Source organism: Novosphingobium sp. Gsoil 351 (genome assembly GCF_009707465.1).
Classification (GTDB): Bacteria; Pseudomonadota; Alphaproteobacteria; order Sphingomonadales; family Sphingomonadaceae; genus Novosphingobium.
The window spans coordinates 2,376,069-2,402,590 of sequence record NZ_CP046120.1 but is presented as its reverse complement, the minus strand read 5'-3'; the positions used below and the strand labels follow the sequence as shown (position 1 = coordinate 2,402,590).

Annotated in this window: 29 protein-coding genes and 2 pseudogenes; 19 read left to right on the top strand and 12 right to left on the bottom strand. The window is 66.0% G+C overall.

Features of this window, described 5'->3' with window-relative positions; all coding sequences use genetic code 11:
- Positions 1 to 46: 46 nt before the first annotated feature.
- The 3 genes from GKE62_RS11595 to GKE62_RS11585 form a co-directional block, all read right to left on the bottom strand.
- Complete coding sequence (locus GKE62_RS11595; protein ID WP_154692380.1) at positions 47 to 823, bottom strand: LytTR family DNA-binding domain-containing protein; 777 nt, start codon at positions 821 to 823, stop codon at positions 47 to 49.
- Positions 813 to 1,376: a sensor histidine kinase gene (locus tag GKE62_RS19765; protein ID WP_370516096.1), complete on the bottom strand. Its 564-nt coding sequence runs from the start codon at positions 1,374 to 1,376 to the stop codon at positions 813 to 815. The genes GKE62_RS11595 and GKE62_RS19765 overlap by 11 nt, the downstream gene beginning before the upstream one ends.
- An 810-nt stretch (positions 1,377 to 2,186) precedes the next feature.
- Positions 2,187 to 4,505: a TonB-dependent receptor gene (locus GKE62_RS11585; RefSeq protein ID WP_154692379.1), complete on the bottom strand. Its 2,319-nt coding sequence runs from the start codon at positions 4,503 to 4,505 to the stop codon at positions 2,187 to 2,189.
- 111 nt (positions 4,506 to 4,616) lie between these two features.
- Between GKE62_RS11585 and GKE62_RS11580 the strand changes: the two genes are divergently transcribed.
- From GKE62_RS11580 to GKE62_RS11550, 8 genes are all read left to right on the top strand, one after another.
- On the top strand, positions 4,617 to 5,240 hold the full coding sequence (locus tag GKE62_RS11580; protein ID WP_154692378.1) for a TetR/AcrR family transcriptional regulator: 624 nt from the start codon (positions 4,617 to 4,619) through the stop codon (positions 5,238 to 5,240).
- A gap of 35 nt (positions 5,241 to 5,275) precedes the next feature.
- Complete coding sequence (locus GKE62_RS11575; RefSeq protein ID WP_154692377.1) at positions 5,276 to 6,808, top strand: peptide chain release factor 3; 1,533 nt, start codon at positions 5,276 to 5,278, stop codon at positions 6,806 to 6,808.
- Positions 6,809 to 6,875: 67 nt separating this feature from the next.
- Positions 6,876 to 7,448, top strand: coding sequence for an alpha/beta fold hydrolase (locus GKE62_RS11570; RefSeq protein ID WP_230206663.1), 573 nt, complete (start codon positions 6,876 to 6,878; stop codon positions 7,446 to 7,448).
- A complete protein-coding gene (locus GKE62_RS19045; RefSeq protein WP_230206662.1) occupies positions 7,400 to 7,741 on the top strand; it encodes an alpha/beta fold hydrolase in 342 nt (113 codons plus the stop codon). Before GKE62_RS11570 ends, GKE62_RS19045 begins: the two co-directional genes overlap by 49 nt.
- A 42-nt stretch (positions 7,742 to 7,783) precedes the next feature.
- On the top strand, positions 7,784 to 8,344 hold the full coding sequence (locus GKE62_RS11565; protein WP_154692376.1) for a pyridoxamine 5'-phosphate oxidase family protein: 561 nt from the start codon (positions 7,784 to 7,786) through the stop codon (positions 8,342 to 8,344).
- Between the two features lie 25 nt (positions 8,345 to 8,369).
- Complete coding sequence (locus GKE62_RS11560; protein ID WP_154692375.1) at positions 8,370 to 9,056, top strand: endonuclease/exonuclease/phosphatase family protein; 687 nt, start codon at positions 8,370 to 8,372, stop codon at positions 9,054 to 9,056.
- A gap of 152 nt (positions 9,057 to 9,208) precedes the next feature.
- On the top strand, positions 9,209 to 9,547 hold the full coding sequence (locus GKE62_RS11555; protein WP_154692374.1) for a P-II family nitrogen regulator: 339 nt from the start codon (positions 9,209 to 9,211) through the stop codon (positions 9,545 to 9,547).
- A gap of 20 nt (positions 9,548 to 9,567) precedes the next feature.
- Positions 9,568 to 11,073 (top strand): ammonium transporter, encoded by a 1,506-nt coding sequence (locus GKE62_RS11550; RefSeq protein WP_154692373.1) that lies wholly within the window; start codon positions 9,568 to 9,570, stop codon positions 11,071 to 11,073.
- A 121-nt stretch (positions 11,074 to 11,194) separates the two neighbouring features.
- Here the strand turns inward: GKE62_RS11550 and GKE62_RS11545 are convergent, their stop codons facing one another.
- From GKE62_RS11545 to GKE62_RS11535, 3 genes and pseudogenes are all read right to left on the bottom strand, one after another.
- Positions 11,195 to 12,097, bottom strand: a complete 903-nt coding sequence (locus GKE62_RS11545) for a sterol desaturase family protein (protein ID WP_230206661.1) — start codon at positions 12,095 to 12,097, stop codon at positions 11,195 to 11,197.
- 5 nt (positions 12,098 to 12,102) lie between these two features.
- Positions 12,103 to 12,501 (bottom strand): hypothetical protein, encoded by a 399-nt coding sequence (locus tag GKE62_RS11540; RefSeq protein WP_154692372.1) that lies wholly within the window; start codon positions 12,499 to 12,501, stop codon positions 12,103 to 12,105.
- A gap of 20 nt (positions 12,502 to 12,521) precedes the next feature.
- Positions 12,522 to 12,941, bottom strand: a pseudogene (locus tag GKE62_RS11535) (TIGR01244 family sulfur transferase); the annotation flags it as partial.
- A gap of 273 nt (positions 12,942 to 13,214) precedes the next feature.
- On the opposite strand from GKE62_RS11535, the gene GKE62_RS19520 reads away from it, so the two are divergent.
- The 7 genes and pseudogenes from GKE62_RS19520 to GKE62_RS11500 all read left to right on the top strand — a co-directional run bounded on the left by GKE62_RS19520 (position 13,215) and on the right by GKE62_RS11500 (position 20,044).
- On the top strand, positions 13,215 to 13,979 hold the full coding sequence (locus GKE62_RS19520; protein ID WP_154692370.1) for a cold-shock protein: 765 nt from the start codon (positions 13,215 to 13,217) through the stop codon (positions 13,977 to 13,979).
- A gap of 157 nt (positions 13,980 to 14,136) precedes the next feature.
- Positions 14,137 to 15,330: an aspartate aminotransferase family protein gene (locus GKE62_RS11525; RefSeq protein ID WP_154692369.1), complete on the top strand. Its 1,194-nt coding sequence runs from the start codon at positions 14,137 to 14,139 to the stop codon at positions 15,328 to 15,330.
- Positions 15,327 to 16,264 (top strand): annotated as a pseudogene (gene argF / locus GKE62_RS11520) (ornithine carbamoyltransferase). The gene GKE62_RS11525 and the pseudogene argF overlap by 4 nt, the downstream one beginning before the upstream one ends.
- Positions 16,261 to 17,184 (top strand): Hsp33 family molecular chaperone HslO, encoded by a 924-nt coding sequence (locus GKE62_RS11515; protein ID WP_154692368.1) that lies wholly within the window; start codon positions 16,261 to 16,263, stop codon positions 17,182 to 17,184. The pseudogene argF and the gene GKE62_RS11515 overlap by 4 nt, the downstream one beginning before the upstream one ends.
- A 105-nt stretch (positions 17,185 to 17,289) precedes the next feature.
- Entirely contained in the window at positions 17,290 to 17,718 is a 429-nt protein-coding gene (locus GKE62_RS11510; RefSeq protein WP_230206660.1) for a hypothetical protein, read from the top strand.
- Between the two features lie 40 nt (positions 17,719 to 17,758).
- Positions 17,759 to 18,457: a 7-cyano-7-deazaguanine synthase QueC gene (gene queC / locus GKE62_RS11505; protein WP_154692367.1), complete on the top strand. Its 699-nt coding sequence runs from the start codon at positions 17,759 to 17,761 to the stop codon at positions 18,455 to 18,457.
- Between the two features lie 21 nt (positions 18,458 to 18,478).
- Positions 18,479 to 20,044, top strand: coding sequence for an MFS transporter (locus GKE62_RS11500; RefSeq protein ID WP_154692366.1), 1,566 nt, complete (start codon positions 18,479 to 18,481; stop codon positions 20,042 to 20,044).
- Positions 20,045 to 20,392: 348 nt separating this feature from the next.
- Here GKE62_RS11500 and GKE62_RS11495 read toward each other — a convergent pair whose 3' ends face one another.
- The 3 genes from GKE62_RS11495 to GKE62_RS19425 all read right to left on the bottom strand — a co-directional run bounded on the left by GKE62_RS11495 (position 20,393) and on the right by GKE62_RS19425 (position 22,347).
- Entirely contained in the window at positions 20,393 to 21,523 is a 1,131-nt protein-coding gene (locus tag GKE62_RS11495; RefSeq protein ID WP_154692365.1) for an OmpA family protein, read from the bottom strand.
- 194 nt (positions 21,524 to 21,717) lie between these two features.
- Positions 21,718 to 21,918: a hypothetical protein gene (locus GKE62_RS11490; RefSeq protein WP_154692364.1), complete on the bottom strand. Its 201-nt coding sequence runs from the start codon at positions 21,916 to 21,918 to the stop codon at positions 21,718 to 21,720.
- A 297-nt stretch (positions 21,919 to 22,215) separates the two neighbouring features.
- Positions 22,216 to 22,347 (bottom strand): hypothetical protein, encoded by a 132-nt coding sequence (locus tag GKE62_RS19425; protein WP_255453315.1) that lies wholly within the window; start codon positions 22,345 to 22,347, stop codon positions 22,216 to 22,218.
- A gap of 201 nt (positions 22,348 to 22,548) precedes the next feature.
- Here GKE62_RS19425 and GKE62_RS11485 point away from each other — a divergent pair, with 201 nt between their 5' ends.
- Positions 22,549 to 23,184, top strand: coding sequence for a YqaA family protein (locus GKE62_RS11485; RefSeq protein WP_154692363.1), 636 nt, complete (start codon positions 22,549 to 22,551; stop codon positions 23,182 to 23,184).
- Here GKE62_RS11485 and GKE62_RS11480 read toward each other — a convergent pair whose 3' ends face one another.
- The 3 genes from GKE62_RS11480 to ung are packed head-to-tail and all read right to left on the bottom strand — an operon-like array spanning position 23,185 to position 24,524.
- Entirely contained in the window at positions 23,185 to 23,472 is a 288-nt protein-coding gene (locus GKE62_RS11480) for a HigA family addiction module antitoxin (protein WP_154692362.1), read from the bottom strand.
- Positions 23,473 to 23,482: 10 nt separating this feature from the next.
- Complete coding sequence (locus GKE62_RS11475; protein ID WP_154692361.1) at positions 23,483 to 23,776, bottom strand: type II toxin-antitoxin system RelE/ParE family toxin; 294 nt, start codon at positions 23,774 to 23,776, stop codon at positions 23,483 to 23,485.
- Positions 23,777 to 23,834: 58 nt separating this feature from the next.
- Positions 23,835 to 24,524, bottom strand: coding sequence for a uracil-DNA glycosylase (gene ung / locus GKE62_RS11470; protein WP_154692360.1), 690 nt, complete (start codon positions 24,522 to 24,524; stop codon positions 23,835 to 23,837).
- 84 nt (positions 24,525 to 24,608) lie between these two features.
- On the opposite strand from ung, the gene GKE62_RS11465 reads away from it, so the two are divergent.
- Genes GKE62_RS11465 through GKE62_RS11455 form a run of 3 tightly spaced genes read left to right on the top strand, consistent with a single transcriptional unit; the run spans position 24,609 to position 26,522 of the window.
- Positions 24,609 to 25,226 (top strand): ribonuclease D, encoded by a 618-nt coding sequence (locus GKE62_RS11465; protein ID WP_154692359.1) that lies wholly within the window; start codon positions 24,609 to 24,611, stop codon positions 25,224 to 25,226.
- A 28-nt stretch (positions 25,227 to 25,254) separates the two neighbouring features.
- Complete coding sequence (locus GKE62_RS11460; RefSeq protein ID WP_154692358.1) at positions 25,255 to 25,899, top strand: LPS export ABC transporter periplasmic protein LptC; 645 nt, start codon at positions 25,255 to 25,257, stop codon at positions 25,897 to 25,899.
- Positions 25,900 to 25,946: 47 nt separating this feature from the next.
- Entirely contained in the window at positions 25,947 to 26,522 is a 576-nt protein-coding gene (locus GKE62_RS11455; RefSeq protein WP_154692357.1) for an LptA/OstA family protein, read from the top strand.

Here is a 26,522-nt window from a genome sequence, read left to right as displayed (position 1 = left end):
TGCGACAACGATTGAGGCTCCGGTAGATCGACCCCTGGCCAACCGGCTAGCGTCCGGCCAGCGCCTTGACCCTGGCCAGGTAAGTCCGCCCGATCCGCACGGGCTCTTCGCCGGCGAGTTCGACGGACCACACCCCCAGCCCGTCGTGGCGCAGGCCGGTGATCCGGTCGCGCCGCACGATGACCGAGCGGTGGATGCGGATAAACCTGGCTGGATCGAGCCGCGCTTCCAGCCCGGCGATCGTCTGAAGCAGAAGATAGCTGCGGGTCCCGCCCTGACTGCCCATTCCTCCCTGGCTATCAGCCAGATGCAACCGGACATAGTCGCGCTCGGCGTCGATGCGCGTGACGTCGTCCGCGGCGATCCGGAGCAGTTCGGAACGGTGCGGCACCCAGAACTCCGCGATCCAATCGCTGACCTCGCGCGGGCTTCCGGCCCCGCGCCGCGCCAGGGCGCGACCTATCGCGCGCTCGAGCCGCTCGGCGGTGACCGGCTTGAGCACATAGTCGACCGCATCGAGATCGAACGCTTCAACCGCGAAGCTGTCGTGCGCGGTGACGAAGACGATCGCCGGGGCGTCGACCTTGCCGCCCAGGCGGCGGGCCACACCCAGCCCGTCGAGCTCGGGCATGGTCATGTCGAGCAGCACCAGGTCGGGCGTCAGCGCATCGATCAGGCGCAGCGCCGCTGCTCCGTCGCTGGCAGTGCCGATCACCGCCAGTGCGGGGATGCCGGCGCATATGATCTGCATCCGCTCGACCGCCAGCGGTTCGTCGTCGGCGATCAGCGTGCGCAGGATGCGGGGTTCGAGATCAGCAGCCATTGGCGACCATGGGAATACGGATGATGGTAGCGTAGCCGTTGCCGGTGCTTCCCGAAACCACGCTGGCATCGCTGCCAAACCGCGCGGCGAGCCGGTCGCGGACGTTTTGCAGGCCGATGCCGCAACCCGCGCCGCCGGTGTCGCCCGGCAACTCGGTGGACGGAGCGCCGGGGCCGTCGTCGGCGACAGTGAGCACCAGCCGTCCATGTTCCTCGCGAGCGGCCATGGTGATCGTCACTGGACGCGCGACCGGGGCGACGCCGTATTTCACCGAATTTTCGACAATTGGCTGGAGGATCATGCCGGGCACGCAAGCCTGTTCGAGCGCTTCGGGAATGTCGTAGGCGATCCGCAGGCGATCGGGAAAGCGCACCCCTTCGATTTCAAGATACAGCCGCTGCGAACGCATTTCTTCCTCAAGCGGCACATCGATGGTGGGATCTCCCGCCAGGCTGCGGCGATAGAAGGTGGAAATGGTGTGGATCATCTTCTCCGCGGCATCCACCTTGCCGGTCAGGACCAGCGCGGACAGCGAGTTTAGGGTGTTGAACAGGAAGTGCGGATTGACCTGATAGCGTAGGGATCGCAGTTCGGCGGCCTTGGCGGCGCGGCGGTGCTCGCCCTCGCGGCGTTCGGCAGCGCGGGCGTGTTCTGCGTAGCCCAGCGCGAAATAGAGCCCGGCCCACGCCAGGAGGGAGGAAATAGCGCCCTAGCGCGATGTCTGTGAGTTGGCGCCACTTGGCCTCGGCCTGGACCTTGTGATCGATTTTGACCGCGTCGGGAGTGGGGATCGACAGGGGCGTGACCGCGACTTTGGTCCCATCCCGGCGTGTCACCTCGACCGGCCCGGGCGGCGCACTGGGCAGATCGGGGACATCGACCAGCACGTTGCCCGCTTCGTCGCGCCGGATGCGCACGCCCTGCTTTTCGCCGATGCTGGAGACGATCTTCTCTTCCATGTCGGCGAAAACCGCTGCGTTGATCGAGGCGACGAGGAGCGAGGCGGGCAGCATCAGCAGCAGCGCCGCGGTCACCCTGATCGCCAGCCGCCGCCCATCGAGCTGGCGCAGCAGCGGCCAGATCGCGAGCGTCACCGCGAAACCGGCGACCGCCACCAACAAACGGCGACCGGCCAGCTCGTCCTGGAATTCGAGCCCGACGACGAACCCTCGCGCAGTGGTCAGGAGGTAATAGCACGCCCACAAGGCGGCCGCCGATCCGACCACCAGCCGCACCGGCACCCGCACGGGTCCGCCGGAATCGGTTTGGAGGATCGCATCGGCCATTCCCGCCGCTGTAGCCCGCGCTGCCGCGCCATTTCCAGCAGGTTCGTCGGTCCCGGTCGGCGCTTGGTCGATTGCGGCTAGAACCGCGCCCCGACCGTGACCTGCCATGTCCGCGGGTCGCCGAAGTAGACCGTCTGGATGTTGCCGACGGAGCTGAATTCTTGACCGTCGGTTTTGTAGAGCGACTTGGTCACGTTTTTGACCATGCCGCGGACGTAGAACCGGTCGAAGTCGACCTGTGCATAGACGTTGCCGAGGAAGTATCCGTTCTCGACCAGGCCCGGGCGGTTATCAACCGAGAGGAACTGCTTGTCGACGAACCGCGCGTCGCCGCCGAATGTCAGGCTTGAGGCTTCGCCGAGAGGAACCCTGTAATCGGCGCCAAATCGCATCGTTAGCGGCGGAGCGAACGCTGGCTCGCAGACGATCCTGGTTCCGGTTGGATTGCAGCTGAACGCAGGTGCCCGGCGCGCATCGTCGAAACGCTTGTATTCGGCGTCGAGGTAACCGACCGAGGCGGTCAGCGTCAGCGGCCTGATCGGCCTGACCAGGGCCTCGAATTCGAAGCCCTGAATCCGCAACTTGCCGGCGTTTAGCACCGGGAACGACTGGTTGCCGCCCCCGACCCGCGCCTGGAAGTTCTTGTAGTCCGAATAGAACGCTGCGCCGGAAAGTGTGACCCGGCCGTCGAGGAAGCTGCCCTTGGCCCCGACCTCGTAGGTCCAGACGCTTTCCGGCTTGAAGAAGGGCCGGATGGTAGCAACGCCGTTTACGAACTCGGTAACGTCGGCGACGCTGTTGACCCGGCCGTTAAAGCCCCCCGATTTGAACCCGCGGCTTGCCGAGGCATAGAGCAATGTGTCCTGGGTGGGTTTGAAGGCTAGGCTGGCCATCGGAGTCCACGCGTCAAAACTCACGTCGTTGTCGGCGTTGAACGGCGCGGGCAGATTGTCGGGGAAGCGGAAAGTCAGGCCGTTCAGCCCGGGAAACGGCGCGTTGGACGTCGTCGTGGTGAAGCGGTTGTAGCGCTTCGTTTCCTTGGAGTAGCGCAGGCCCGCGGTGAGGCTCAGCTTTTCGGTGAAATCATAGGTCGCCTGGCCGAACGCGGCGTAGCTTTTGGTTCGTTGCGAATCGTCGATCAGCCGGGCGAAAGTGATCGGAAGCGCGCCGAACTTGAACAGATCGTCTGCGTAGGCCTCTTGGTGCGAGGCGATCTTCTCGTCGAGATAGTAGAGCCCGAGCACGCCGTTTAGCCGCTCGCCTTCGTACTTGAGCTGAAGCTCCTGGCTCAACTGGCGCTGCCGGGTGCCGACGAAGACGTCGCCGATCTTGAACTGGGTGGCGTCGATGTCGACGAAGAAATCGGTCTTCAGGCGGCGGTAGGCGCTGATCGAACTGAGCGTCAGATCGGGTCCCAAGTCCAGGTTCAGGGTCAACGACGTGCCCCAATGCTCGAGCTTCTGGCCCTGACCCGGCAGGAGGCTGGTCGAAGCCTTGTAGTCATAGGGACCATAGGGGGCCGCGGGTGCCAACACGGTGGCCCCGGTCGCGAAATTGGTCTGGATCAGCGGCGCGGTCAGGTAGCCGAGCGTCGGCTTGTTGTGCTGGCGCGTGTAGTCGCCCGAAAGCAGGACCTCCAGGCTGTCGCCCGCCCTGGCCCGCAGGATCGCGCGGCCCGACAGGTTGTCGCGATCGTTGAATTTGCGCCCCGTCCGCGGGTCGGTGACCAGCCCATTGCGGTGGTCGTAGAGTCCGGCCAAAGACAGCGCGACGCTGCCCGGCGCGAGCGGCGCGGAAACATAGCCCTTGGCGGTGGTCTCGTCGAAGCGGCCATAGGTGAAGCTGCCCTCACCACGCAGCACGTCGAAATCGGGTTTCTTCGAGACGACGTTGACCGCCCCGCCGATGGTGTTCTTGCCATAGAGCGTGCCCTGCGGCCCGCGCAGGACCTCGACCCGCTGGACGTCGAACAGGTTCAGCAGCGCGCCCTGGATGCGGCTGAGATAGACCCCATCGACATAGACGCCAACGGCCGGATCGAAGGTCGACAGCGCGTCGGGCTGACCGATCCCGCGGATGAAGAAATTGGCCGAACTGGCAGAGCCGCGACCCTGGACGATATTGACGTTGGGCACCGCGCCCTGGACCCCCGAGAGATCGTTGGCGCCCAGCTTCTCGAGCTGCGCTGTGCCCAGCGCGGTAACCGCTACCGGCACGTCGATAAGGGTCTCCTCGCGGCGGCGCGCCGTGACGACGATGACATCGCCGGTCTCTTCGACGGAGGCCTCAGCTTGGGCGGTCGCGCCGTCCTGGGCGAAAGCGGCGGGCGTGGCGAAGGCGCTCGCGGCGATACCCCCGAGCAGCAGCGTGCGTGCGAAAATGATCCGGCTGGACATGGTGTTCCTCTCCCTGGCGTGTCGTTAGGCTGGGTTGCCACCCGCGTGACAGGCGTTATGCTGAAAGTTGAACCATCTTTCAACTTGGAATTGCAGCGACGGGGACAGGTGATGGCGGAGAGTGCCGTTCCGGCAACAGTTGCGGGCATTCCAGCGGACAAATCGCCGCGCACGGCGCGGGGACGCAAAACCCAGCGCGCGTTGCTCGACGCGGCCGCCGCCGAGTTCGGCGAGAAGGGGTTTCACGAAAGCTCGGTGGTCTCGATCACCGCGCGGGCCGGGGTCGCGCTCGGCAGTTTCTATACCTATTTCGCATCGAAGGACGCCCTGTTCCGCGCGCTCGTACGCGACATGTCGGACCGCGTCCGCGACGTGGTGGCACCGATGCTGATCCAACCCGCCGATGCGATTACCCGCGAAGGCGCGGCGCTGGCCGCGTTCCTGGGCTTTGCGCGCGACCACAAGGAAATCTACCGGATCATCGACGAAGCCGAATTCGTCGTTCCCGACGAATGGCACCGCCATTACGAACGCACTGCGCAACGTATTGTCGAGCGCCTGCGCGAAGGCGAGATGCGGGGCGAGGTGAGCGGACCGATCGACGAAGTCCACGGCTGGGCGTTGATGGGCATGAACGTGTTTCTGGGGCTGCGCTTCGGGGTGCAGGACGGTTCCCGCCCGCTCGACGAGGTGGCGGGCATTGCAAACGCCTTGATCCGGAAGGGCCTCTCCTAGACGTAGAACCGCGCGGCGGCTAAGCGCCCGCGCCTATGCCCAATCCCCCACTTTCGAACAGGCGCACCTTCGCGATCATCTCGCATCCCGATGCGGGCAAGACCACGCTGACCGAGAAGCTGTTGCTTCAGGGCGGGGCGATCCATCTGGCGGGCGAGGTCAAGGCGCGTGGAGCGGCGCGGCGGGCGCGCAGCGACTGGATGAAGATAGAGCAGCAGCGCGGGATCAGCGTGACCAGCTCGGTGATGACCTTCCAGAAGGACGGCATCGTCTTCAATCTGCTCGACACCCCGGGCCACGAGGACTTTTCCGAAGATACCTATCGCACCCTCACGGCGGTCGATTCGGCGATCATGGTGATCGACGCCGCCAAGGGCATCGAACCGCAGACGCGCAAGCTGTTCGAGGTGTGCCGCCTGCGTTCGGTGCCGATCATCACGTTCGTCAACAAAGTCGATCGCGAGGGTCGCAGCCCGTTCGAGACGCTCGACGAGGTCGCCGACGCGCTCGCGCTCGATGTCGTGCCGATGAGCTGGCCGGTAGGGATGGGCGGGCTGTTCGAGGGCGTGCTCGATTTCGCGACCGGCACGGTCGCCCGCCCCGAAGGCGACAGCCGTGAATATCTGGGCACGCGCGATAGCGCCGACCTGCCCGCCGAGTATGCCGACGAGGTCGAACTAGCGCGCGGCGGCTATCCCGAGTTCGACGAGGATGCCTATCGCAGCGGTGACCTGACCCCGGTGTTTTTCGGCTCGGCGCTCAAGAACTTTGGCGTCACCGAACTGATCGACGCGCTCGCCCGCTACGCCCCCGAGCCGCGCGCCCAGCCGAGTGAACTTGGCGCCATCGAACCCACGCGTAACGAAGTCACCGGGTTCGTGTTCAAGGTCCAGGCCAACATGGACCCGCAGCATCGCGACCGGATAGCGTTCATGCGCATGGTTTCGGGCACCTTCAAGCGCGGCATGAAACTCACCCCGTCGGGTTCGGGCAAGCCGATCGCAATCCACTCGCCGATCCTGTTCTTCGCGCAGGACCGCGAGATCGCCGACACCGCCGAGGCTGGCGACATCATCGGCATCCCCAACCACGGCACGCTGCGCGTGGGCGATACGCTGAGCGAGCGCAACGACGTGCGCTTCACCGGGCTGCCCAACTTTGCGCCCGAAATCCTGCGCCGGGTGGTGCTGAAAGATCCGACCAAGACCAAGCAGCTACGCAAGGCGCTCGACGATCTGAGCGAGGAAGGCGTGATCCAGGTGTTCTATCCCGAGATCGGCGCGCAATGGATCGTCGGCGTGGTCGGGCAGCTCCAGCTCGACGTGCTGATCAGTCGTCTGGAAGCCGAATACAAGGTCGCCGCCGCACTCGAGCCCGCGCCGTTCGACACCGCGCGCTGGATCAAGGGCAGTGAGACCGCGCTCAAGGCCTTCGCCGACTTCAACGGCGCCAACCTCGCGCGCGACCGCGACGGCGATCCGGTGTTCCTCGCCCGCTCGGCCTGGGACGTCGGCTATCAGCAGGAACGCAATCCGGAGCTGGTCTTTGGGGCGACCAAGGAGCGGTAGCTCTCCGCTCACCGCTGGAGGGAGCGGACGGTTGCGCCCGTGGCCGTGCAGCCGCTATGCGCCCACCATGAGCACGCTTGGCCCGGTATCGCGCACATTCATCTCGCAGCGGCTGCGGCTGCATTATCTGGACTGGGGCAACCCGGAAAAGCCGCCGCTGCTGCTGGTCCACGGCGGGCGCGACCATGCGCACAACTGGGACTGGACGGCGCGGGCGCTGTGCGATGAGTGGCACATAATCGCGCTCGACCACCGCGGTCACGGCGACAGCGAGTGGGTTTCGGACGGCAACTATTCGGCGGGCGACATGGTCTACGACGTCGCCCAGCTGATCCACCAGCTCGATCTCGCCCCGGTCACGATCGTCGCGCATTCGATGGGTGGGCAGGTGTGCCTTCGTTATGCCGGGATCTATCCCGAGATGGTCCGCAAGCTGGTCGCGATCGAGGGGCTGGGTCCTTCACCGGACGTGCTCGCCAAGTTGATGGCCACGCCTTACCGCGAGAGGGTGCGCGAATGGATCGAAAAAAGCGCGCCTCGGCCGGGCGCATCCCGCGCAAGTACCCGACGATCGGCGATGCGCTGGCCCGGATGCGTGAGGAGAACACCTACCTCACCGCCGAGCAGGCCGAGCACCTGACGATCCACGGGGTCAACCGCAACGAGGACGGAACGTTCAGCTGGAAGTTCGATCCGCACCTCAACAACTGGCCGGTCGAGACCGGCTATGAAGAGCTTAAGGCGGTGTGGGAGGCGATTTCTTGCCCGACACTGCTGCTGTATGGGGCGAATAGCTGGGCCTCAAACCCTGAGAAGGACGGGCGGATCAAGTATTTCAATACGGCGCAAGTGATCGAGTTCGAGAATGCCGGGCACTGGCTCCACCACGACCAGTTCGACCGTTTCATCGCCACGCTGAGGGAGTTTCTGTAAGGAGCCGCCTTCCGCTTGCGGGAGGGGAGAAGGAGCAGCGTCATGGAGTTCACCGACCACCTGACCGACGACCACATCGCGATGATCGCCAAGCAGCCGGTATTCTTCGTCGCCACTGCCGCCGTCGAAGGCCGGATCAATCTCAGTCCCAAAGGGCTCGCCGACAGCTTCCGCGTGCTTGGGCCGAACCGTGTCGCCTATCTCGATCTCGGCGGGTCGGGCAACGAGACCCACGCCCATCTGACGGCGGACGGCCGGATCACGGTGATGATGTGCAACTTCGAGCAGCCCGCGCTGATCCTGCGGATCTATGGCACCGGCCGCGCGGTGCTGCCGCAGGATGCCGACTTTGCCGAGCTTTCCACGCATTTCGAGCTGCTTCCCGGCACCCGCCAGATCTTCGATATCGCCGTGCAGAGCGTCCAGACCTCGTGCGGCTGGGGCGTGCCACTGATGCACATCGATCGGGAGCGCGAGACGCTAGTCAAATTCCACCGCCAGTCCGATCCCGAAAAATGGATGGAGAAATTCCAGGGCCGGACGAAGAGCATCGACGGCCTGCCCACCCGTCCGACCGATCGCTTCATCGCCGGGAACGCCTGAGCGCGCCAACCGCTTGGACCAGCGGATGCGGATCACGGTTGCCAGCTACAATATTCACAAGGCGGTGGGGCTGGATCGCAGGCGCGATCCGGAGCGGATCATGGCGATCCTGCGCGAGGTCGACGCCGACGTCATCGCCCTTCAGGAATGCGATCGGCGGTTCGGCGAGCGTTTCAGCGTGATTCCACGCACCTTGCTCGACGACAGCCCTTGGTGCGCCGTGCCGCTGGCCGGTCGTCCGCATTCGCTGGGATGGCACGGCAACGCCATCCTCGTCCGCAAGGGCATCGGCATCGACGGGTGCTCGCCGGTGCCACTGCCGACGCTCGAGCCGCGCGGAGCGGTGTGCGCCGACCTGGCGATTGCCGGGAAGCCGCTGCGGATCGTCGGCATGCACCTCGATATCTCTGGCCTTCGTCGGCACCACCAGGTGCGCAGCGTTGTCGGCCACGTCACGCGGACGCCATCCCCCACAGTACTGATGGGCGACCTCAACGACTGGTCGCGCAATGGCCGAGCCTTGCGCGAATTCGGGGAGGGCTGGTCGACGATTGGGACCGGGTTGAGCTTTCCGGCGCGCCGGCCGGTGGCGCCGCTCGACAAGATCGTGGTTTCGCACGACCTGGTTGTTGCGGCGTGCGGGGTCCATCGCTCGGCGCTAGCCGCCGTGGGGTCGGATCACCTGCCGGTGTGGGCGACGCTGACGCTTTAGGCATTGCTGCCTAAAAAACGGGCAGCGTGATTGTGCGTCGCACAATTTTGATCTCATCAAAGTGTACGAACGTGCCGTTTTTGGGCTTGGCACGGCTCTTGCTGCGTGTGCGAAGCCGGTGATGGGTCCGGCGATCACAAACGGGGGCGTGCATGAAATTCATCATCGCCATCATCAAGCCATTCAAGCTCGACGAGGTGCGTGAAGCCCTCAGCGCGCTGGGCGTGGCCGGAATGACGGTGTCCGAGGTCAAGGGTTTCGGGCGGCAAAAGGGCCAGACCGAAATCTACCGCGGCGCTGAGTATTCGACCAACATGCTGCCCAAGGTGAAGATCGAGATCGCTGCCAGCGACGAACTGGCACCGCGGATCGTCGAAACTATCCAGCAGGTGGCCAGCACCGAGGCAATCGGCGACGGCAAGGTGTTCGTTATCGACCTCGCCTCCGCCACCCGCATCCGCACCGGCGAGACCGGGGACACTGCACTATGACTTCGATCGGGGGGACCCACATGATCCGTAAGATTCTCGCTGGCGCGGGCGCGCTGGGGACGAGCCTGTTCGTCTCCGCCGCCGCCTTCGCGCAAGAAGCAACCACCGCCGCGGTTACTGCGGCGCCCGCAGCCGCGCCCAGTCCCGCGGCGACTGAAGCCGCCGCGGCCGCCGCAACGACACTGATCAAGGCGCCGACAGTCGAGCAGATGGCGACGATGGTCAACAAGGGCGACACCGCCTGGATGTTGCTCTGCTCGGTGCTCGTGCTGATGATGAGCGTGCCCGCACTTGCGCTGTTCTACGGCGGGTTGGTGCGGACCAAGAACATGCTGAGCGTGCTGATGCAGGTGTTCATGATCGTCTCGATCGCGGGCCTGGTGTGGTGCTGCTGGGGCTATTCGATGGCCTTCACGTCAGCCGGCAGCCCGTTCCCCTCGCTGTTCGGCGGGTTCTCGAAGGCGTTCCTCGCCGGTGTCACCAGTGGGACTTACGCGGCGACGTTCTCGAACAACGTCTACCTGCCCGAACTCTCCTATGTCGTCTTCCAGATGACTTTCGCGATGATCACCCCGGCGCTGATCGTCGGGGCCTTCGCCGAACGGGTGAAGTTCACCCCGCTGATGGTCTTCATGGTGCTGTGGATGACCGTCGTCTATTTCCCGATCGCGCACATGGTGTGGTACTTCGCCGGTCCGGACTTCCTGCCCGACGCGCCGACCGACAGCGGGCTGCTCTATGGCTGGGGCGCGCTCGATTTCGCGGGCGGAACCGTGGTCCACATCAACGCCGGGATCGCCGGCCTGGTCGGCTGCCTGATGATCGGCAAGCGCGTCGGCTTCGGCAAGGAAGCTACCCCGCCGCACTCGCTGACGATGACGATGATCGGCGCGAGCCTGCTGTGGGTGGGCTGGTTCGGCTTCAACGCCGGGTCCAACCTGGAAGCCAATGGCGTTACCGCGGTAGCCTTTGTCAACACGATGGTCGCGACCTGCGCGGCGGCGGTGAGCTGGGCGATCGTCGAGCAGATCCACCACAAGCGCGCCTCGCTCCTAGGCGGCGTGACCGGCGCGGTCGCGGGGCTTGTTGCGATCACCCCGGCATCGGGCTTCGCTGCACCGATGACCGCGATCCTGCTCGGGTTCATCGTCTCGCCGATCTGCTACTTGTTTGTCAGCGTGGTGAAGAACGCGCTCAAGTACGACGATACGCTGGACGTCTTCGGGGTTCACTGCATCGGCGGGATCGTCGGCGCGCTGGGCACCGCGATCGTTGCCGACCCCGCGCTCGGCGGTCAGGGCTGGTTCGATTACACCGTGTTTCCGGCGGTTCCGGGGACCTACGACATGGCCGGGCAGTTCATCACCCAGGTCAAGGCGGTGGCATTGACCCTCGTCTGGTCGGGGATCGGTTCGGCGGTGCTGTTCTTCATCGTCGACAAGCTTTTCGGCCTGCGTCCCACCGAGGAAGGCGAGCGCGAAGGGCTCGACCTCTCCGAGCATGGCGAGCGCGCCTACAACTACTAGACTTCAAGAGCTTGGCGGGGCCGGAGGAACGTATCCTCTCGCACGAACCCCAGTCCCGCCATCCGCTGTTCCTCCTGCGAACAGACTCAAGGGGTCCGAGCCAGCCGCTCGGGCCCCTTTTTTATTCGGATGACTGCGCTGTGCCCGCCCCGCGCCAGCGCTCCCGGATCGCGTCGCTTGTGTCACGGCTGCCGTCATGGCTCCAGCCGGGTTGGCGCCACAGATAGCCAGCCTTGTGCCGCCACGGTGCGGTCCACAGGTCGCGGGCGATGCCGATCCATTCGTGAAACACGCTCCACAGCAGGTTGAAGCTGCCGAGCTGCTTGACGATGCCGTAGTGGATGCGCACGTCGTCGCGCTCGGGTTGAAAGGTGCCGAACGCCTTGTCCCAAACAATAAAAGTCCCCGCATAGTTTCGGTCGAGATAGACCGGATTGGTAGCGTGATGGACGCGGTGATGGCTCGGCGTGTTCATCACCGCCTCGAACCAGCGCGGCAGCCGCCTGATCGCCTCGGTGTGGATCCAGAACTGATAGATCAGGTTGAAGCCGCCGACGATCGCGATCATCGCCGGGTGAAACCCGATCAGCGCGAGCGGAATCCGGAACACGAAGCTCAGCGCGATGAACCCGGTCCAGGTCTGGCGCAGCGCGGTCGACAGGTTGTAGTGCTGGCTCGAATGGTGGTTGACGTGGCTAGCCCAGAACCAGCGCACCCGGTGGCCCAGGCGATGCTGCCAATAGTAGCCGAGGTCGTCGGCCAGGAAGCACAAGACCCACGCCCACCACGACCACGGCACGGTGACCACTCGGTGCTGATAGAGCCACAGCGCCGCCGTGGCGATCGCGCCCGCGCTCAGCAGCCCGGCCACGGTCGAACCCAGCCCGAAGGCGAGGCTGACGAGCGTATCGGTCGGCTCGTACGCGTCGGGCGCGCGCCGCCGGGACCAGACCATTTCCGCCAGCACGAGGAGAACAAAGGCGGGCACCGCGTAATCGACCGGGCTAAAGTGCGGTCCCACCACGAAAACTAACCCAGCCTGCGCAAGCTGCCCGCCCACGACTGAGCCTGGTCACCGAGGTCGAGGGTTATCGCCCCGAAGGTCTTTTCTGCGGTGGAAACGGTCATGAAGGTCCGGTCGAGCCGGACCCCGGCGTGACCGTCGAGCAACCGCGCCACCCAACGCGCGCCGTGGCGGCGCAGCAGCATCACCCGCCCGCTCGAATCGCGCAGTAACGCTCCGATCCCCGCCCGGTCGAGCGCGACGTCCTGCGCCTCGAATCCGCACAGCGCCTCGCTCGCCAGCCGGCGCGCTTCGGCGGGATCGCGCAGTCGCGGGTCGCCGCCCAGCTCCAGCCGCCGGGCGAGCCACGCCAGCAGCACGATCGCCGCCAGCGACCCGCCGAACTGAAGCGCGTGCGCGATCATCCGGCCTTTGCAGCGAGCATATCGAGCAGTGGGGCAATGGGTGCCAGGTCGTAGCCCGCCCCAGCGGCGGTGGCACAAAGCGCCTGAGGATCGGCCCCGGCGCTTGCCTCGGCGAGTGCCCACAAGAGCGTCGAGCGCGTGCCCGAACGGCAATAGGCGAGCACGCGCGATTCGCCTGCCCGATCCAGCGCGGCGCGCATCGCGGTGACCTGCGCTTCCGAAAAACCGGCATGGGTGACTGGGATCTCGACGTAGTCGAGCCCCGCCTGGCTGGCGGCTTGTGCGATTTCGGCTCCCGGCGTCTGATCGCCCGATTCGCCTTCGGGCCGATTGTTGACGATCAACGCGACCCCCAGATCGCGCGCGCTGGCGACATCCTCGAGATCGATTTGAGGGCTCACCAAGACCCATTCGTTCAAGTGGCGAAACTTCTCGCTCATACCTTTGCTGCCTCCAAGCTTCGCCTCTGCCCGAGCCGCCGAAGCCAGGCAAGCCAACACCCACGCTGGCCAAAATGTCACAGCTGCGCAAAGCGCGATCCGGCAACGGCCTGAATCCGTTCGCCTTGCCTCAATTTTCTGGTTATAAGCCCGCCCGCGTAGGCGAGGTTCGGCCGTTTTCCCGGTTTCACTTTGCAAGCAGTGCGGTGGGTGCAGTCGTTCGGCCCCGCCCGCAAGTTTGGCAATGAACGTGTTTAAGGTGTGTTCGGGGAAATGGGTTTCGATAGAGGGCGGCGCGGCCGAGGTCGCGACAAGCGCGACGGTTTCGGTGAAGAATCGTTTGATCCTTACGGCGGCGGTGGTGGCGGCTTTGGCGGCGACCGTGGCGGATTCGGCGGCGGTGGTGGCGGAAGCCGCTTCGGCGGCGGCGGAGATCGTCCCAGCTATGGCGGTGGTGGTGGCGGCGGCTATGGCGGCGGTGGTGGAAGCCGCTTCGGTGGCGGTGCCGGTGGCCCGCCGCGTGGAGGCGGTGGCGGGGGCATGCCCGCGCAAGTCGTCGGCACGGGCAGCGGCAAGGTCAAGTTCTTCAATGTCCAGAAGGGCTTCGGCTTCATCAGCCGCGACGATGGCGGTGAGGACGTGTTCGTCCACATCAGCGCGGTCGAGCGCGCCGGTCTAGAAGGCTTGGCCGAAAACCAGGAGCTCCAGTTCAACTTGGTCGATCGCGGTGGCAAGATTTCGGCTAGCGACCTGCAGGTCGTCGGCGACGTCATTCCGGTCGAGAGCCGCGCCGCGGCAGCTCCGCAGCGCTCGCTGACCGGCGAGAAGGCGACCGGGACGGTCAAGTTCTTCAACGCGATGAAGGGCTTCGGATTCATCACCCGCGATGACGGCCAGCCCGACGCGTTCGTCCACATCAGTGCGGTCGAGCGTTCTGGCATGAACGGCCTGAACGAAGGCGATCGGGTGGAATTCGACCTCGAGGTCGACCGACGAGGCAAGCACTCGGCGGTCAACCTGGTGCCGCGTCAGGACTGACCGACCGTTGGGCTTAGGCCCTGGCACAGCGCCCGGCCTCGATTTGACCGGGGGCTTGTCCACTTCTAGATACGCGCAAATGGCGGCCCCCGATGATCGGGCGCCGCCATTTGTCGTTTGCGCTTCCACCTGCTCAGCGACGCGAGGGAAACTGCCGATGTCGATCACTCCGCTCATGCCCGTATACCCCCGGTGCGAGGTGCGCCCGGTGCGCGGCGAGAACTGCCACCTGATCGGCGAAGACGGTCGCCGCTTCCTCGATTTCGCTAGCGGGATCGCGGTCAACATCCTCGGCCATTCCCACCCGGGACTGATCGGAGCGATCCAGCGCCAGGCCGAAACGTTGATGCACGTTTCGAACCTCTACGGCAGCCCACAGGGGGAAGTTCTGGCGCGGCGCCTCGTCGATCTGACGTTTGCCGATACGGTGTTCTTCACCAATTCCGGTGCGGAAGCGGTCGAGTGCGCGATCAAGACCGCGCGCGCGTTTCATCAGTCCGTGGGCGACGATCAAAAGTACGAACTGATCACCTTCAAGAACGCGTTCCACGGGCGGACGATGGCGACGATTAGCGCCTCAAATCAGGACAAGATGCACAAGGGCTTTCTACCCCTGCTGGAAGGCTTCAAGTACGTCGATTTCGACGATCTTGCCGGCGCCCAGGCCGCGATCGGGCCCAAGACCGCTGGCTTCCTGGTCGAACCGATCCAAGGCGAGGGCGGCATTCGCGAGGCTTCGCCCGCGTTCATCGAGGGCCTGCGCGCGCTGGCCGACGAACATGGCCTGATGCTGATCTTCGACGAGGTCCAATGCGGCGTCGCGCGCACCGGGAAGCTCTATGCCTACGAACACTACGGCGTGACGCCCGACATCATGGCGACCGCCAAGGGTATCGGCGGCGGCTTCCCGATGGGTGCATGTCTCGCCACCGCGCACGCCGCGCGCGGCATGGGGCTTGGCACCCACGGCTCGACGTACGGCGGCAATCCGCTGGCTATGGCTGCTGGCGGCGCGGTGCTCGATGTCGTGGCCGACGAGGCGTTCCTGGCTGAGGTCACAGCCAAGGGCGAGCGTCTGCGCAGCCGCCTCGAACAGTTCATCGGCAATTATCCGGAGCTGTTCGAGCTGGTCCGCGGCAAGGGCCTGATGCTGGGCTTGAAGATGAAGTCCGAGAGTCGGCCGTTCGTCGCCCACCTTCGCGACAACCACGGGTTGCTGACGGTGGCTGCGGGCGACAACACCGTGCGGGTGATCCCGCCGCTGGTAATCGACGATGCTCACATCGACGAGTTCATGGAAAGGCTCTCGGCCGGCGCGGCCGACTACCGTCTCGAGCCGGTGGCGACATGAGCGGTCCGGCCCCCAGGCACTTCCTCGACCTGTGTGACGCGGGAGGCGACGCGATCGCGGCAATGCTCAACGACGCACTCGAGCGAAAGACGGTCCGCGCCGCCTGGCCCAAGGGCCAGCCCGATGCCGACGCGCCGCTCGCCGGGCGCGTGCTCGCGATGATCTTCGAGAAGGCCTCGACCCGCACCCGGGTAAGCTTCGACGTCGCGATGCGCCAGCTCGGCGGCAGCGCGCTGGTGATGGAGGCCGGATCGATGCAACTGGGCCGCGGTGAGACGATCGCCGACACCGCCCGCGTGCTCAGTAGGATGGTCGATGCGATCATGATCCGCACTCACGATCACGCCCAGATCGAGGAGATGGCGCGGCACGCGACCGTGCCGGTGATCAACGGCCTGACCGACCGCTCGCATCCGTGCCAGATCGTCGCCGACCTGCTGACCCTGATCGAGCGGGGCCATGCGCTGCCCGGCCTGCAACTCGCCTGGCTGGGGGACGGCAACAATGTGCTCAATTCGCTGATCGAGGCGGCGGGGCTGATGAACTTCACGGTCCGCGTCGGCGGCCCGGAGGGCTACGAGCCCGACCGCGGCTTCGTCGAGCGCGCCCGCGCCGCGGGGGTGAAGTGGTGCTGACGCAGGACGCGCGCGAGGCGGTTGCGGGAGCGCAGGCGGTGGTCACCGACTGCTGGGTCTCGATGGGCCAGCGCGAGAGCAATGCACAGATCGTCGCGATGCAGCCCTATCAGGTCGATGAGACGCTGATGGCCGCCGCTGCCCCGAGCGCGACCTTCCTCCATTGCCTGCCCGCGCACCGCGGCGAGGAAGTGGTCGATTCCGTGATCGACGGGCCGCAATCGGCAGTGTGGGACGAGGCTGAGAACCGCATCCATGCCCAGAAGTCGGTCTTGCGGTGGGTCTTCGGCCAGTTGTGAGCGAGGCGGCGACAACGCGGGCGGAGACCGGCTTCGACCGCGTCCTGCGCTTTACCCTGCCTGATCGCCATGCCCGCGGACGGATCGTCCGGCTCGGCCCGGTGCTCGACGAGATCCTCTCGGCGCACGCCTATCCGGCGTCGATCAAGCACCTGCTGGCCGAGGCGCTGGCGCTCGCGGCGCTTTTGGGCAGCCTGCTGAAGGGTAACGACGGAGACCAAGCGGGCGGGCAGTTGACTCTGCAGGCGCAGACCGAGGACGGCGCGATTCGGCTGCTGGTTTGCGACTTTCGCGGCGGCGAACTGCGCGGCTACGTTCAGCACGATGCCGAGAAAGTCGCCGCACTGGGCGCCAACCCTCCGCTGTTCGCGCTGTTCGGACGCGGCTATCTGGCGATCACTTTCGACATTGGCGAGACCGGTCAGCGCTATCAGGGGATCGTCCCGCTCGAAGGGGCATCGCTCGCCGAAGCTTGCGAGGCCTATTTCGCTCAGTCCGAGCAGGTGCCCACCCTGATCCGGGTGGGCGTGCGCTCGGGACCGGAGGGCTGTGTCGCGGGCGGGCTGCTGGTCCAACACCTGGCCGAGGGTGAGGAGGGACGCGAGCGACTGCATGTGCGGCTCGACCATCCCGAGTGGGAGCACGTCGCGGTTCTCGGGGGTAGCATTCGCCACGAGGAACTGGTCGATCGCCAGCTCGGACTGGAAAGCATCGTCTGGCGGCTGTTCCACGAAGAACGCGAAGTTCGCGTCGATCCGGGCCAGCGCCTCGTGCGAGGCTGCCGTTGCACGATCGAGCATTACCGCGGCGTGATCGCGCGCTTTCCACCCGACGAGATCGCCGCGATGCGCGACGACGACGGGGTCATCGTGGTCGATTGCGCGTTCTGTTCGAGAGATTTCCGGATCGTCGAGGTCTAGGCGTCGCTTCCGCTCAACGCGCGCAGGCAACGCTTCATCGACAGGTGTTGTTAAGCTATGCGCGGCTACATAGCCCGGCGAATTGCAACGGCGATTGTGCGAACGATGAGTGGTGGACGAACGACGACCCGGCGAATCCGGATTTCGGGCCAATGTCTTGCCGCCGTCGCCTGCCTCGTCGGTGGGGCAGCGCTGGGTCAGGGTGTGCAACTGGCGATGCTCGATCGGCTCGATCCGGGGATGTGGGAAATCCGCATGCGCGACAGCCGCCAGAGCGAGCGCGTGTGTCTCGAGGATGGCCGCCGCCTGATCCAGCTGCGTCATCCCAATCTGACGTGCCGCCAGTTCGTGGTTGAGGATGAGCCGGGTTCGGTGACGATCCACTACGTTTGCCCGGGCCAGGGTTCCGGGCGCACCCGTCTGCGGTTCGAAACTCCGCGGCTGGTGCAGGTCGAGAGCGCCGGCGTCGCTTCGCGCCTTCCCTTCGATTTCGCCGCCGAGGCGCGCCGGGTCGGAGACTGCGGCAAGTCCTGACGCGCTTGCCAGCCCTTGGTGCGGCGCTTAGCTGGTCGCGATGGTTGCGCTTTCCTCAACGCCTACCCGTCGCGAAGCGGTCGTCCTGCTCTCCGGCGGACTCGATTCGATGGTCGCTGCCGGGCTCGCGCGCGAACAGGGGTTTGCGCTCAACGCGCTAACAATCGACTACAATCAGCGCCACCGGGTGGAGATAGAGGCGGCGCGGCGGATAGCCGAACGGCTCGACGCCGCGCGCCACGTCGTCCTCCCGCTCGATCTGCGCGCCTTCGGCGGCTCGGCGCTGACCGACGACATCGCGGTGCCCAAGGGCGGGCTCGAGCCGGGGATCCCGGTGACCTATGTACCCGCGCGCAACCTGGTGTTCCTCTCGCTGACCCTGGCCTGGGCCGAGGCGCTGGGCGCGCGCGACATCTTCATCGGGGTCAACGCGCTCGACTATTCGGGCTATCCCGATTGCCGTCCCGAATTCGTCGCCGGGTTCGCCGCGCTCGCCGACCTGGCGACCAGGGCAGGCAGCGAAGGGAAGGGATTCCGTGTCCACGCCCCGCTCCAGCACTTGGGCAAGGCCGACATCGCGCGCGAGGCGGCGCGGCTCGGCCTCGAGCCAGGGTGGAGCTGGTCGTGCTACGATCCCGGCGACGATGGCCGCGCCTGCGGATTGTGCGACAGTTGCCGGTTGCGCCGCGCGGGGATGGACGAAGCGGGGGTAAAGGATACAACGCCTTACGCTGCTTGAAGAAAACCAGAAGGAACGAGGATGAACGAGGCACCTATCGCACCCGCCGAGCGGCGGGCGACCGGCTATAGCTGGTACGTGCTGGTCGTCCTGGTGGTAGTCTACATTCTCAACTTCATCGACCGGCAGGTGGTCAGCATCCTCGCGGTCGATATCAAAGCCGATCTGGCTCTCACCGACAGCGAAATGGGTTTCTTGGGAGGCGCAGCGTTCGCGGTGTTCTATGCGCTGTTCGGGATTCCGCTGGGCCGGCTGGCGGACAACTGGCACCGAGTGCGCTTGCTGGGGACCGGGCTCGCCTTATGGTCGATGATGACCGCCCTGTCGGGGTTTGCCTACAACCAGTTTTCGCTGACGATGGCGCGGATGGGGGTTGGGGTGGGCGAGGCGACAGCCAGCCCGACCGCCTATTCGCTGATTTCGGATTACTTCCCCAAGCGCCAGCGCGCCACCGCGCTGGCGATCTATTCGTCCGGTCTCTATCTGGGCGGAGGGGTCTCGCTGCTGATTGGCGCGAGCGTCGTCGCAGGCTGGAACAAGGCCTATCCCGGCGGCGGCCCACTGGGGCTGGTCGGATGGCAGGCGGCGTTCCTGGCGGTGGGCATCCCGGGGCTGCTCGTCGCGCTTTGGGTCGCGACGTTGCGCGAACCGCTGCGCGAGGGCGGCTCGAAGGGTTCGCCGCGGCCCTTTGGCGAGTTTCTGGCGGACCTGTCAGCCATCGTCCCGCCGTTCACGCTGCTCGGCGCTTGGCGGCGGGGTCCGCAGGCTTTCGCGCTAAACCTCGCCTTTGCCGCCTCTATGGTCGCATTGGCCTGGGGAATGATTGGGCTGACCGGCAACCTTCCGCAGTGGTCGGCGGTCTGCTTGGGGTATTATGCCGTATTCTCGTGGGCAACGGCGCTGCGCCGGCGCGACCCGGCGACCTTTCGCCTGGTCTGGGGAACGCCTGCGTTCCTGTGCACCGCGCTGGGCTATGGGCTGGTTTCGCTGGCGGCCTATGCCCTTGCGTTCTGGTCAGCGCCTTACGCGGAAACCGTGCTGCGATTGCCCAAGCAGGAACTCGCCTTCGTTCTTGGCGCCAACGGCGCGCTGGCCGGGTTTCTCGGGGTAATCGGCGGCGGCCGTATCGCCGACGCATTGCGAGCGCGGAATCCGGCGGGGCGCATCCTGGTCATCATGTTCGGGGTGGTCGCCCCGATTGCGCCGATCTGGATAGGCTATACCACGGCCAATCCGACTTTGTTCTACGCGATGAACTTCCTGGCCGGGATGTTCGGGGCAACCGCGCTGGGCGCGGCGGCCGCGACGACGCAGGATCTGGTCCTGCCGCGGATGCGGGGCACCGCGACTGCTGCGTTCTTCCTCGCCACGACCCTCGTCGGCCTGTCGTTCGGCCCGTACATGGTCGGTCAAATTTCCGACTTTGCCGGGACCATGGTCGAGGGCCGCCTGGTCGGCGATCTGCGAACGGGAATTCTCTCCCTGATCGCGGTTGCGCCGGTGGCGCTGGGTCTTCTGCTCTACGCGTATCGCGCGGTGCCCGCAGCGGAAGCTAGCCTCAACCATCGGTCGGGTGAAGCCGGATAGTCCAGCTGACGGCGGCGAACAACGGCTGCCGCCGGGAACGCACTCTGCCGCCTTGGCGGAAACGCTCGTTCGCTGGGGTCCCTCTCGCCCCTGCGTTGCACGGTCGCCGATCTACACCGACCCGCCGTGGTTGCCCTTGGAACCCTCGCGGCAACGAGTGTCGCGCAGCGTGGATTGGTTGACGGTGCCAGCGATGCGATGCGACTCGGTTCGAGAGGCTCCATCGGCAACCTCAAGCAGCGGTGGATCAAAATAGATCGGCATGACCTCAGTCACGAAAAAGGGGGCCGGATTGCTCCGGCCCCCAATTCGTTTCGATCCAGTCCGAGTGGACCGGGATCGCGATCCTTACATGCCCGAACCCGGACCGTAAGTGATCTCGACGCGGCGGTTCTGCAGTTCGCGAACCCCGTCGGCAGTCGGCACGCGCGGCTGGCTTTCGCCAAACGCCTGCGCCGTGATGCTGCCATCCGGCACACCGTGCGATGTGAGGTAGCCACGAACCGAACCATTGCGACGCTCGGCCAGACCCATGTTGTATTGGGTCGAACCCGAACGGTCGGTGTGGCCCGCAAGCATGATCGGAACGCTGGCGCAGTTGCCATAGGCACCGACGGCGTTGTCGAGGATGGTCGCCGCTTCAGGCGTGATGTCCGACTTATCCCAGTCGAAGAACACGATGTACGGACCCTTGTTGCAGACCGGCTGCACCATCGGGGGCGGCGGGGGCGGCGGGGGCGGCGGTGGCGGCGGTGCGGCAACGGGTTCCGGCATCGGTTCGGCGCCACCGAAGTTGTAGGCCAACGTGCCGAGCAGGCTGTGCGAACGCCACTTTGTGCGAACATCGCGACCGGCGGCATCAACCAGATCGACCTTGCGGGCATTGAAGAAGCGGTACTTGATACCCGCATCCCAATGATCGGAGATCGGCGCGCGGACGCCCGCGATCGCCTGCCAGGCAAAGCCGGTGTCCGAATCGTTGAGGAAGCCCGGCCCGGTCGAGTTGACCGAGAGGTCAGACTTGATCCGCGCCACGCCGACGCCGCCGCCGACAAAGCCCTGCAGGCCATCATCAGCACCAAAATCGAGCATGCCGTTGACCATGAACGACAACGCGGTCGCCTCGCCACCGACATAGTCATAGGACCCCGGGCCGGCCGAACCGGCAGCCGTTGCACCAGAACCGGTCGCAGCGATACGGCCCGAATTGACGGTCAGCGTATCGGCATCCGCACCGCGGTAGCCAGCTTCGGCTTCGAGGCGGAAGCCGCCGAAATCGTAACCGACGATACCGCCGAAGTCGTAACCAGTATCGGAGTCAACGGTGACGGCGTTGCTTACCCCGGCCACCCTGAAATCCTGGTCTTCGAGGATCATGACACCCCCGTCGAGCTCGACGTACCATGAGTCATCGCGTGCCAGCGCGGGCGTAGCCAGCGCAGTCGACGCCATGGCCAAGCCAATGACCAATTTCCGCATTATCGTTTCCCCTTTTACAATCGAAATGCCAAAGTTCCGGCGGTTTATCTATCGGTGAAGCCACCGTGGTGCAAGCGGGCAAAATTCGGACCCTGTTGCAGCAAAGCCACGCTTGTGTGCGGCATCCGTGCAGTTCGGTGCGGATAATTCCCTCATGTCAGCCCCCAAATGCCCGATCATCGGGTTTGTTCCCCTCAACTCGTCGCAAGTATCCCTGCGCTCACCAGCTTCGCTAAAGGGTTACCGACCACTACGCGGACTTCCTGGTCGATCGTCGCCCCGTCGGTGGGCGTTGCCGGAACGACACACCGTTGCCAGGGATCGGTGTAATGGCGAAAGCACGCCGCCGACTTCTCGTAGACTTGCAGCACGGTGCGCGAGGCGATGAAGCCCATCCGCGCCCGCGCTGCGCAAGTGCTGCAGCAGTTCCATCGCGAGGTTGTCGTACCCTTCGGACAGCGCCGCGTACCACACGGCGGGCGAAGTCCGGGTCGGTGCGACGCAGCCGGTAGACGTTGCTCACCGCCAGATCGGCCGAGGCGGCGGCGGCGGCGGCGTTGGATGTCGCGGCGAGTTCGGCGAGGAAGCGTTCGATCCGCCGCTTGTCGCGAGGCGAGTTGCGGCCGGTGGGGGTGGCGCGCGGGCCGACCTTGCGGATCGCGTCCCACGCGGCCCGGAAGTCGCGGTCGAAGTCACGGCGGCGATAGGCGGTCGAAGAACTTATCCCACGCCCTCGCATGCAGCGTCCACGCCGAACCGTCGCGCAGCGATTGCAGGAACGGCGCGACCCAGAAAGGCGCGGTTCCTCGTTTGGTCTGGCTCATGTGCGTTGGCCCACTTTTCGATGAAAGGGTCGCGCGGACACGAAAACGGCGGCGGCCCTGCGGCCTCGCCGTTTCGACTCGGTCCATCGCGAATGTTCCCGTTATGTACCGATCGAGCGTGACGATGTCAAGCCAAAAGAACCGATCCGGTTATCAACTCGCACTGGCCTTGCCGAACTCCGTCGCCTAGAGGCCCGCGCCATGCTCCGCCGCCTCTACGAATGGACCCTGGCCAAGGCCGCACACCCCCACGCGGTGTGGTGGCTGGCGCTGTTCGCGTTCGTCGAGGCGAGCTTCTTTCCGGTCCCGCCGCACCCGCTGCTGGGGCTGATGTGCCTGGCCGAGCCGAAGAAGGCGGTGCGTTTCGCCGCGGTGGCGACGATCGCCTCGGTCGCCGGCGGCCTGCTCGGCTACGCGATCGGCCGGGGGCTGTACGACACCATCGGCACCCAGCTCCTCAGCGTGCTGGGGATGACCGAAAGCTTTCCGGTCGCGGCGTGCTATCTGCGCGAATACGGGGCCGAGATCATCATGATCAAGGGCGCGACCCCGATCCCGTTCAAGCTGCTGACGATCACCGCCGGATTCATCCACATGCCGCTGCTGCCGTTCATCGGCGCCAGCCTGGTCAGCCGCACGATCAGCTTCATGATCGTTGGCGTGCTGTTCCGCCTGTTCGGCGCGCCGATCAAGGCGTTCATCGACAAGTACCTGGGGCTGGTGACGGTGGGCTTCGTGGTGGTGGTGGTCGCCGGCTTCCTCGCGCTGACGCTGCTGGGCGGCGGCGGCGAACAGGCCAAGGGCAAGTGCGAGGCCGCGGTAGCGGCAGCGGCCTGATCAGGCGGCCATATACCGCGGCACCGCGATGTTCTGCTCCATCGCCCGCGCCTGGGCGATCTCGTAGGCGGTCTGCATCCTCAGCAGCGTGTCCATCTTCACCCCGAACGCCTTTTCGATCCGCAACGCCATCACCGGCGAAAGCCCCGCATGACCGTTGAGCAGGGTCGACAGCGCCTGCCGCGTCACGCCCAGGGCGACCGCCCCGCCGGTAACGCTCAGGCCGTGCGCAGCGAGAATCTCGGTGCGGATGAAATCGCCGATATGGGGCGGGCTGTGCATGGGCATCGGAGGCGTCCTAATGATAGTCTTCGAGATCGAGAATGGTAATGGTCCGGGTCACGTCGTTCACATCGAACGTCATCCGGTAATTGGCGATGACGTGCAGGCTCCAGCGGCTGTCGCTCAAGCGATGCGCCTTCCCCAGGGCCAGCGTTCGCAATTCGTCGCTATGATCCATCGCGTCGAGAAAGAAGAACTGCTTGCGGAGCTTGTCGATCGTCCGGGCATCGAGCTTCGAGGGGTGGTTGCGCTTGTACAGCCGTTCGAGGCCCTTGTGCCGCAAGCTGGCTATCTCCACCGGCTGTTGCATAGCGGATGACGATGTCGTGTGTCAGGCGTCAGGCGACATCACGAAGAAGGCTTCCCGCTCAACCCACCCGCCAGTCGATCGCCCCGCGCCCGTTCGCCGCAAGAAACGCGTTCGCCTTGCTGAACGGTTTCGAGCCGAAGAACCCGGCATGGGCCGACAGCGGGCTGGGATGCGCGCTCGCCACGACGAGGTGGGGCGAGCCCGCGCCGAGCCCCGCCACCCCCGCCGCCTTCTTCCTCGCGTGGCTGCCCCATAGGATGAACACGCTCGGCTCGGCGCGCGCGGCGACCGCGGCGACCGCGGCGTCGGTGAACTCCTCCCACCCGCGGCCCTGGTGCGATCCGGCCTGCCCGGCCTCGACCGTCAGCGCGTTGTTGAGCAGCAGCACGCCCTGGTCGGCCCAGCGGCTCAAGTTGCCGTGGGCGGCCGGGGGGATGCCGAGATCGGCTTCCAATTCCTTGTAGATGTTGCGCAGGCTGGGGGGAATCGCGATTCCCTCGGGCACCGAGAACGACAACCCGTGCGCCTGGCCGGGCCCGTGGTAGGGGTCCTGCCCCAGGATCACGACCCTGACCGCGTCGAGCGGCGTGCGTTCCAATGCGGCCAGGCGCGTCCCGCGCGGCGGATGGATCGTCTTGCCCGCGCGCTCCTCGGCGCTCAGGAACCCGCCCAGCGCGCGCAGCCGCGGCGTCGCCAGCACCGGCTCGAGCGCCGCGCGCCAGGTTGCGGGAAGAGGGGAATCCGGCATCGCCCTGGCTTAGCGCCGGACCGTGCGCTGCGCCAAGCGGGCCGCTTTGCCTTTCCCCGGCAATGCTCCTAGGGGTTTGCCCCAATGACCGTTCATTTTCATGAGGAAGACCTGCCCGCCGGCGTGCTCGCCCCCGGCCCGGTCGCCGTCGATACCGAGACGCTGGGGCTGATCACGCCGCGCGACCGGTTGTGCCTGGTCCAGATCAGCGATGGCGGCGGCGACGAGCATCTCGTCCGCTTCGCCGCCGACAGCAGCTATGCCGCGCCCAACCTGCGCAGCGTGCTGGCCGATCCGGCCAGGCTCAAGCTGTTCCACTTCGCCCGCTTCGATCTCGCCGCGATTCATCACTACCTCGGGGTGATGGCGACCCCGGTGTTCTGCACCAAGATCGCCAGCAAACTGACCCGGACCTACACCGACCGGCACGGCTTGAAGGAGATCGTCCGCGAACTGCTCGCCAAGGAGATTTCCAAGCAGCAGCAATCGAGCGACTGGGGGGCCCCCACGCTGAGCGACGCGCAGCAGGAATACGCCGCCTCCGACGTGCGCTATCTCCACGCGATGCACGCGATCTTCGTTGCCCGGCTCGAGCGCGAGGGGCGCACCGCGCTCGCCCAGGCGTGCTTCGATTTCCTGCCGACCCGCGCCCTGCTCGATCTGGCCGGCTGGGCCGATCGCGACATCTTCAGCCACGAGTAAGGCGGCGGCGAGTTAAGGCATCGGCGCAATGACCGTCCAGGCCGACCAGATTCGCTCGAAGCGCCGCAACTTCGCCACCCCCGGCGGATCGCACGACCGGGTGGTCCGCACCCTGGCGGTGGCGCTGCCCGCCGCGGTCGGCGTACTCGCCGCGATCATGGTGTTCAGCCCGCTCAGCCCACGCGGCGAGGTCAGCTTCCTGCTCGATCGCAACAAGGTCGCGGTGGTCGACGACCGGCTCAAGGTCGATCGCGCGATGTACCGCGGCGAGGACGACCAGGGCCGGCCGTTCTCGATCACCGCCGGATCGGCGGTCCAGCACACCGCCGCCAACCCGGTGGTGGCGATGCAGGAGCTGGTCGCGCGGATGCTGCTGGCCCAGGGACCCGCGGTGCTCTCCGCCAACGCCGGCGCCTACGACATGGACGCGCAACGGATGCGGATCTTCGGCCCCGTGATGTTCGCCACCGCCGATGGCTATCGCATGACCGCCGAGGACGTCGACATCGATGTCGACAAACAGCGGATGGCAAGCCGGGGCCGCGTCTCCGGCGAAGTGCCTGCGGGGACCTTCACCGCCGACCGGATTGTCAGCGATCTCAACGCACGAACGGTGACGCTGGATGGAAACGCTCGGCTGCGGATGACGCCCGGGCGGATGCGGATGCCATGAGGCAGCGCCCTTCCCCCGGCGTCGCCAAGCGGTTAAGGCGCGATTCCATGGACACCCGCCCGACCCTCGCTGTGCGTTCCCTGGCCTTGCGCGCGCTGACCGCCGGGTTCGCGGCAGGCACGGCTCTGCTCGCCGGAGCGGGCTGGGTGGCCCAGGCGCAGGGCATCTCGGGGTTCAACAGCAACCAGCCGGTCAACTACTCGGCTGACCGGATCGAGCTGCAGGACCGCCAGAACCGGGTGGTCCTGTCGGGCAACGTCGATATCCGCCAGGGCGATCTCAGGCTCAACGCGGCGCGGACCACGGTCGCCTATACCGACACCGCGAGCCTGGCGATCCAGCGGATCGACGCCACCGGCGGGGTCAAGGTCGATCGCGGCAGCGAGACGGCCCGCGGCGACGTCGCGATCTACGATTTCAACCGCCGGATCATCACCATGGTCGGCAATGTCGGCCTGCGCCGCGGCGCCGACACGCTCAACGGCGGGCGGCTGGTGATCGATCTGAACAGCGGCGTCTCGAGCGTCGATGGCCGCGCCGGCGGCTCATCATCGGCGCTGGGGACGAGCTCGGGCCGCGGCGGGCGCGTTAGCGGGAGCTTCGCGGTGCCGAAGAAGAACTGA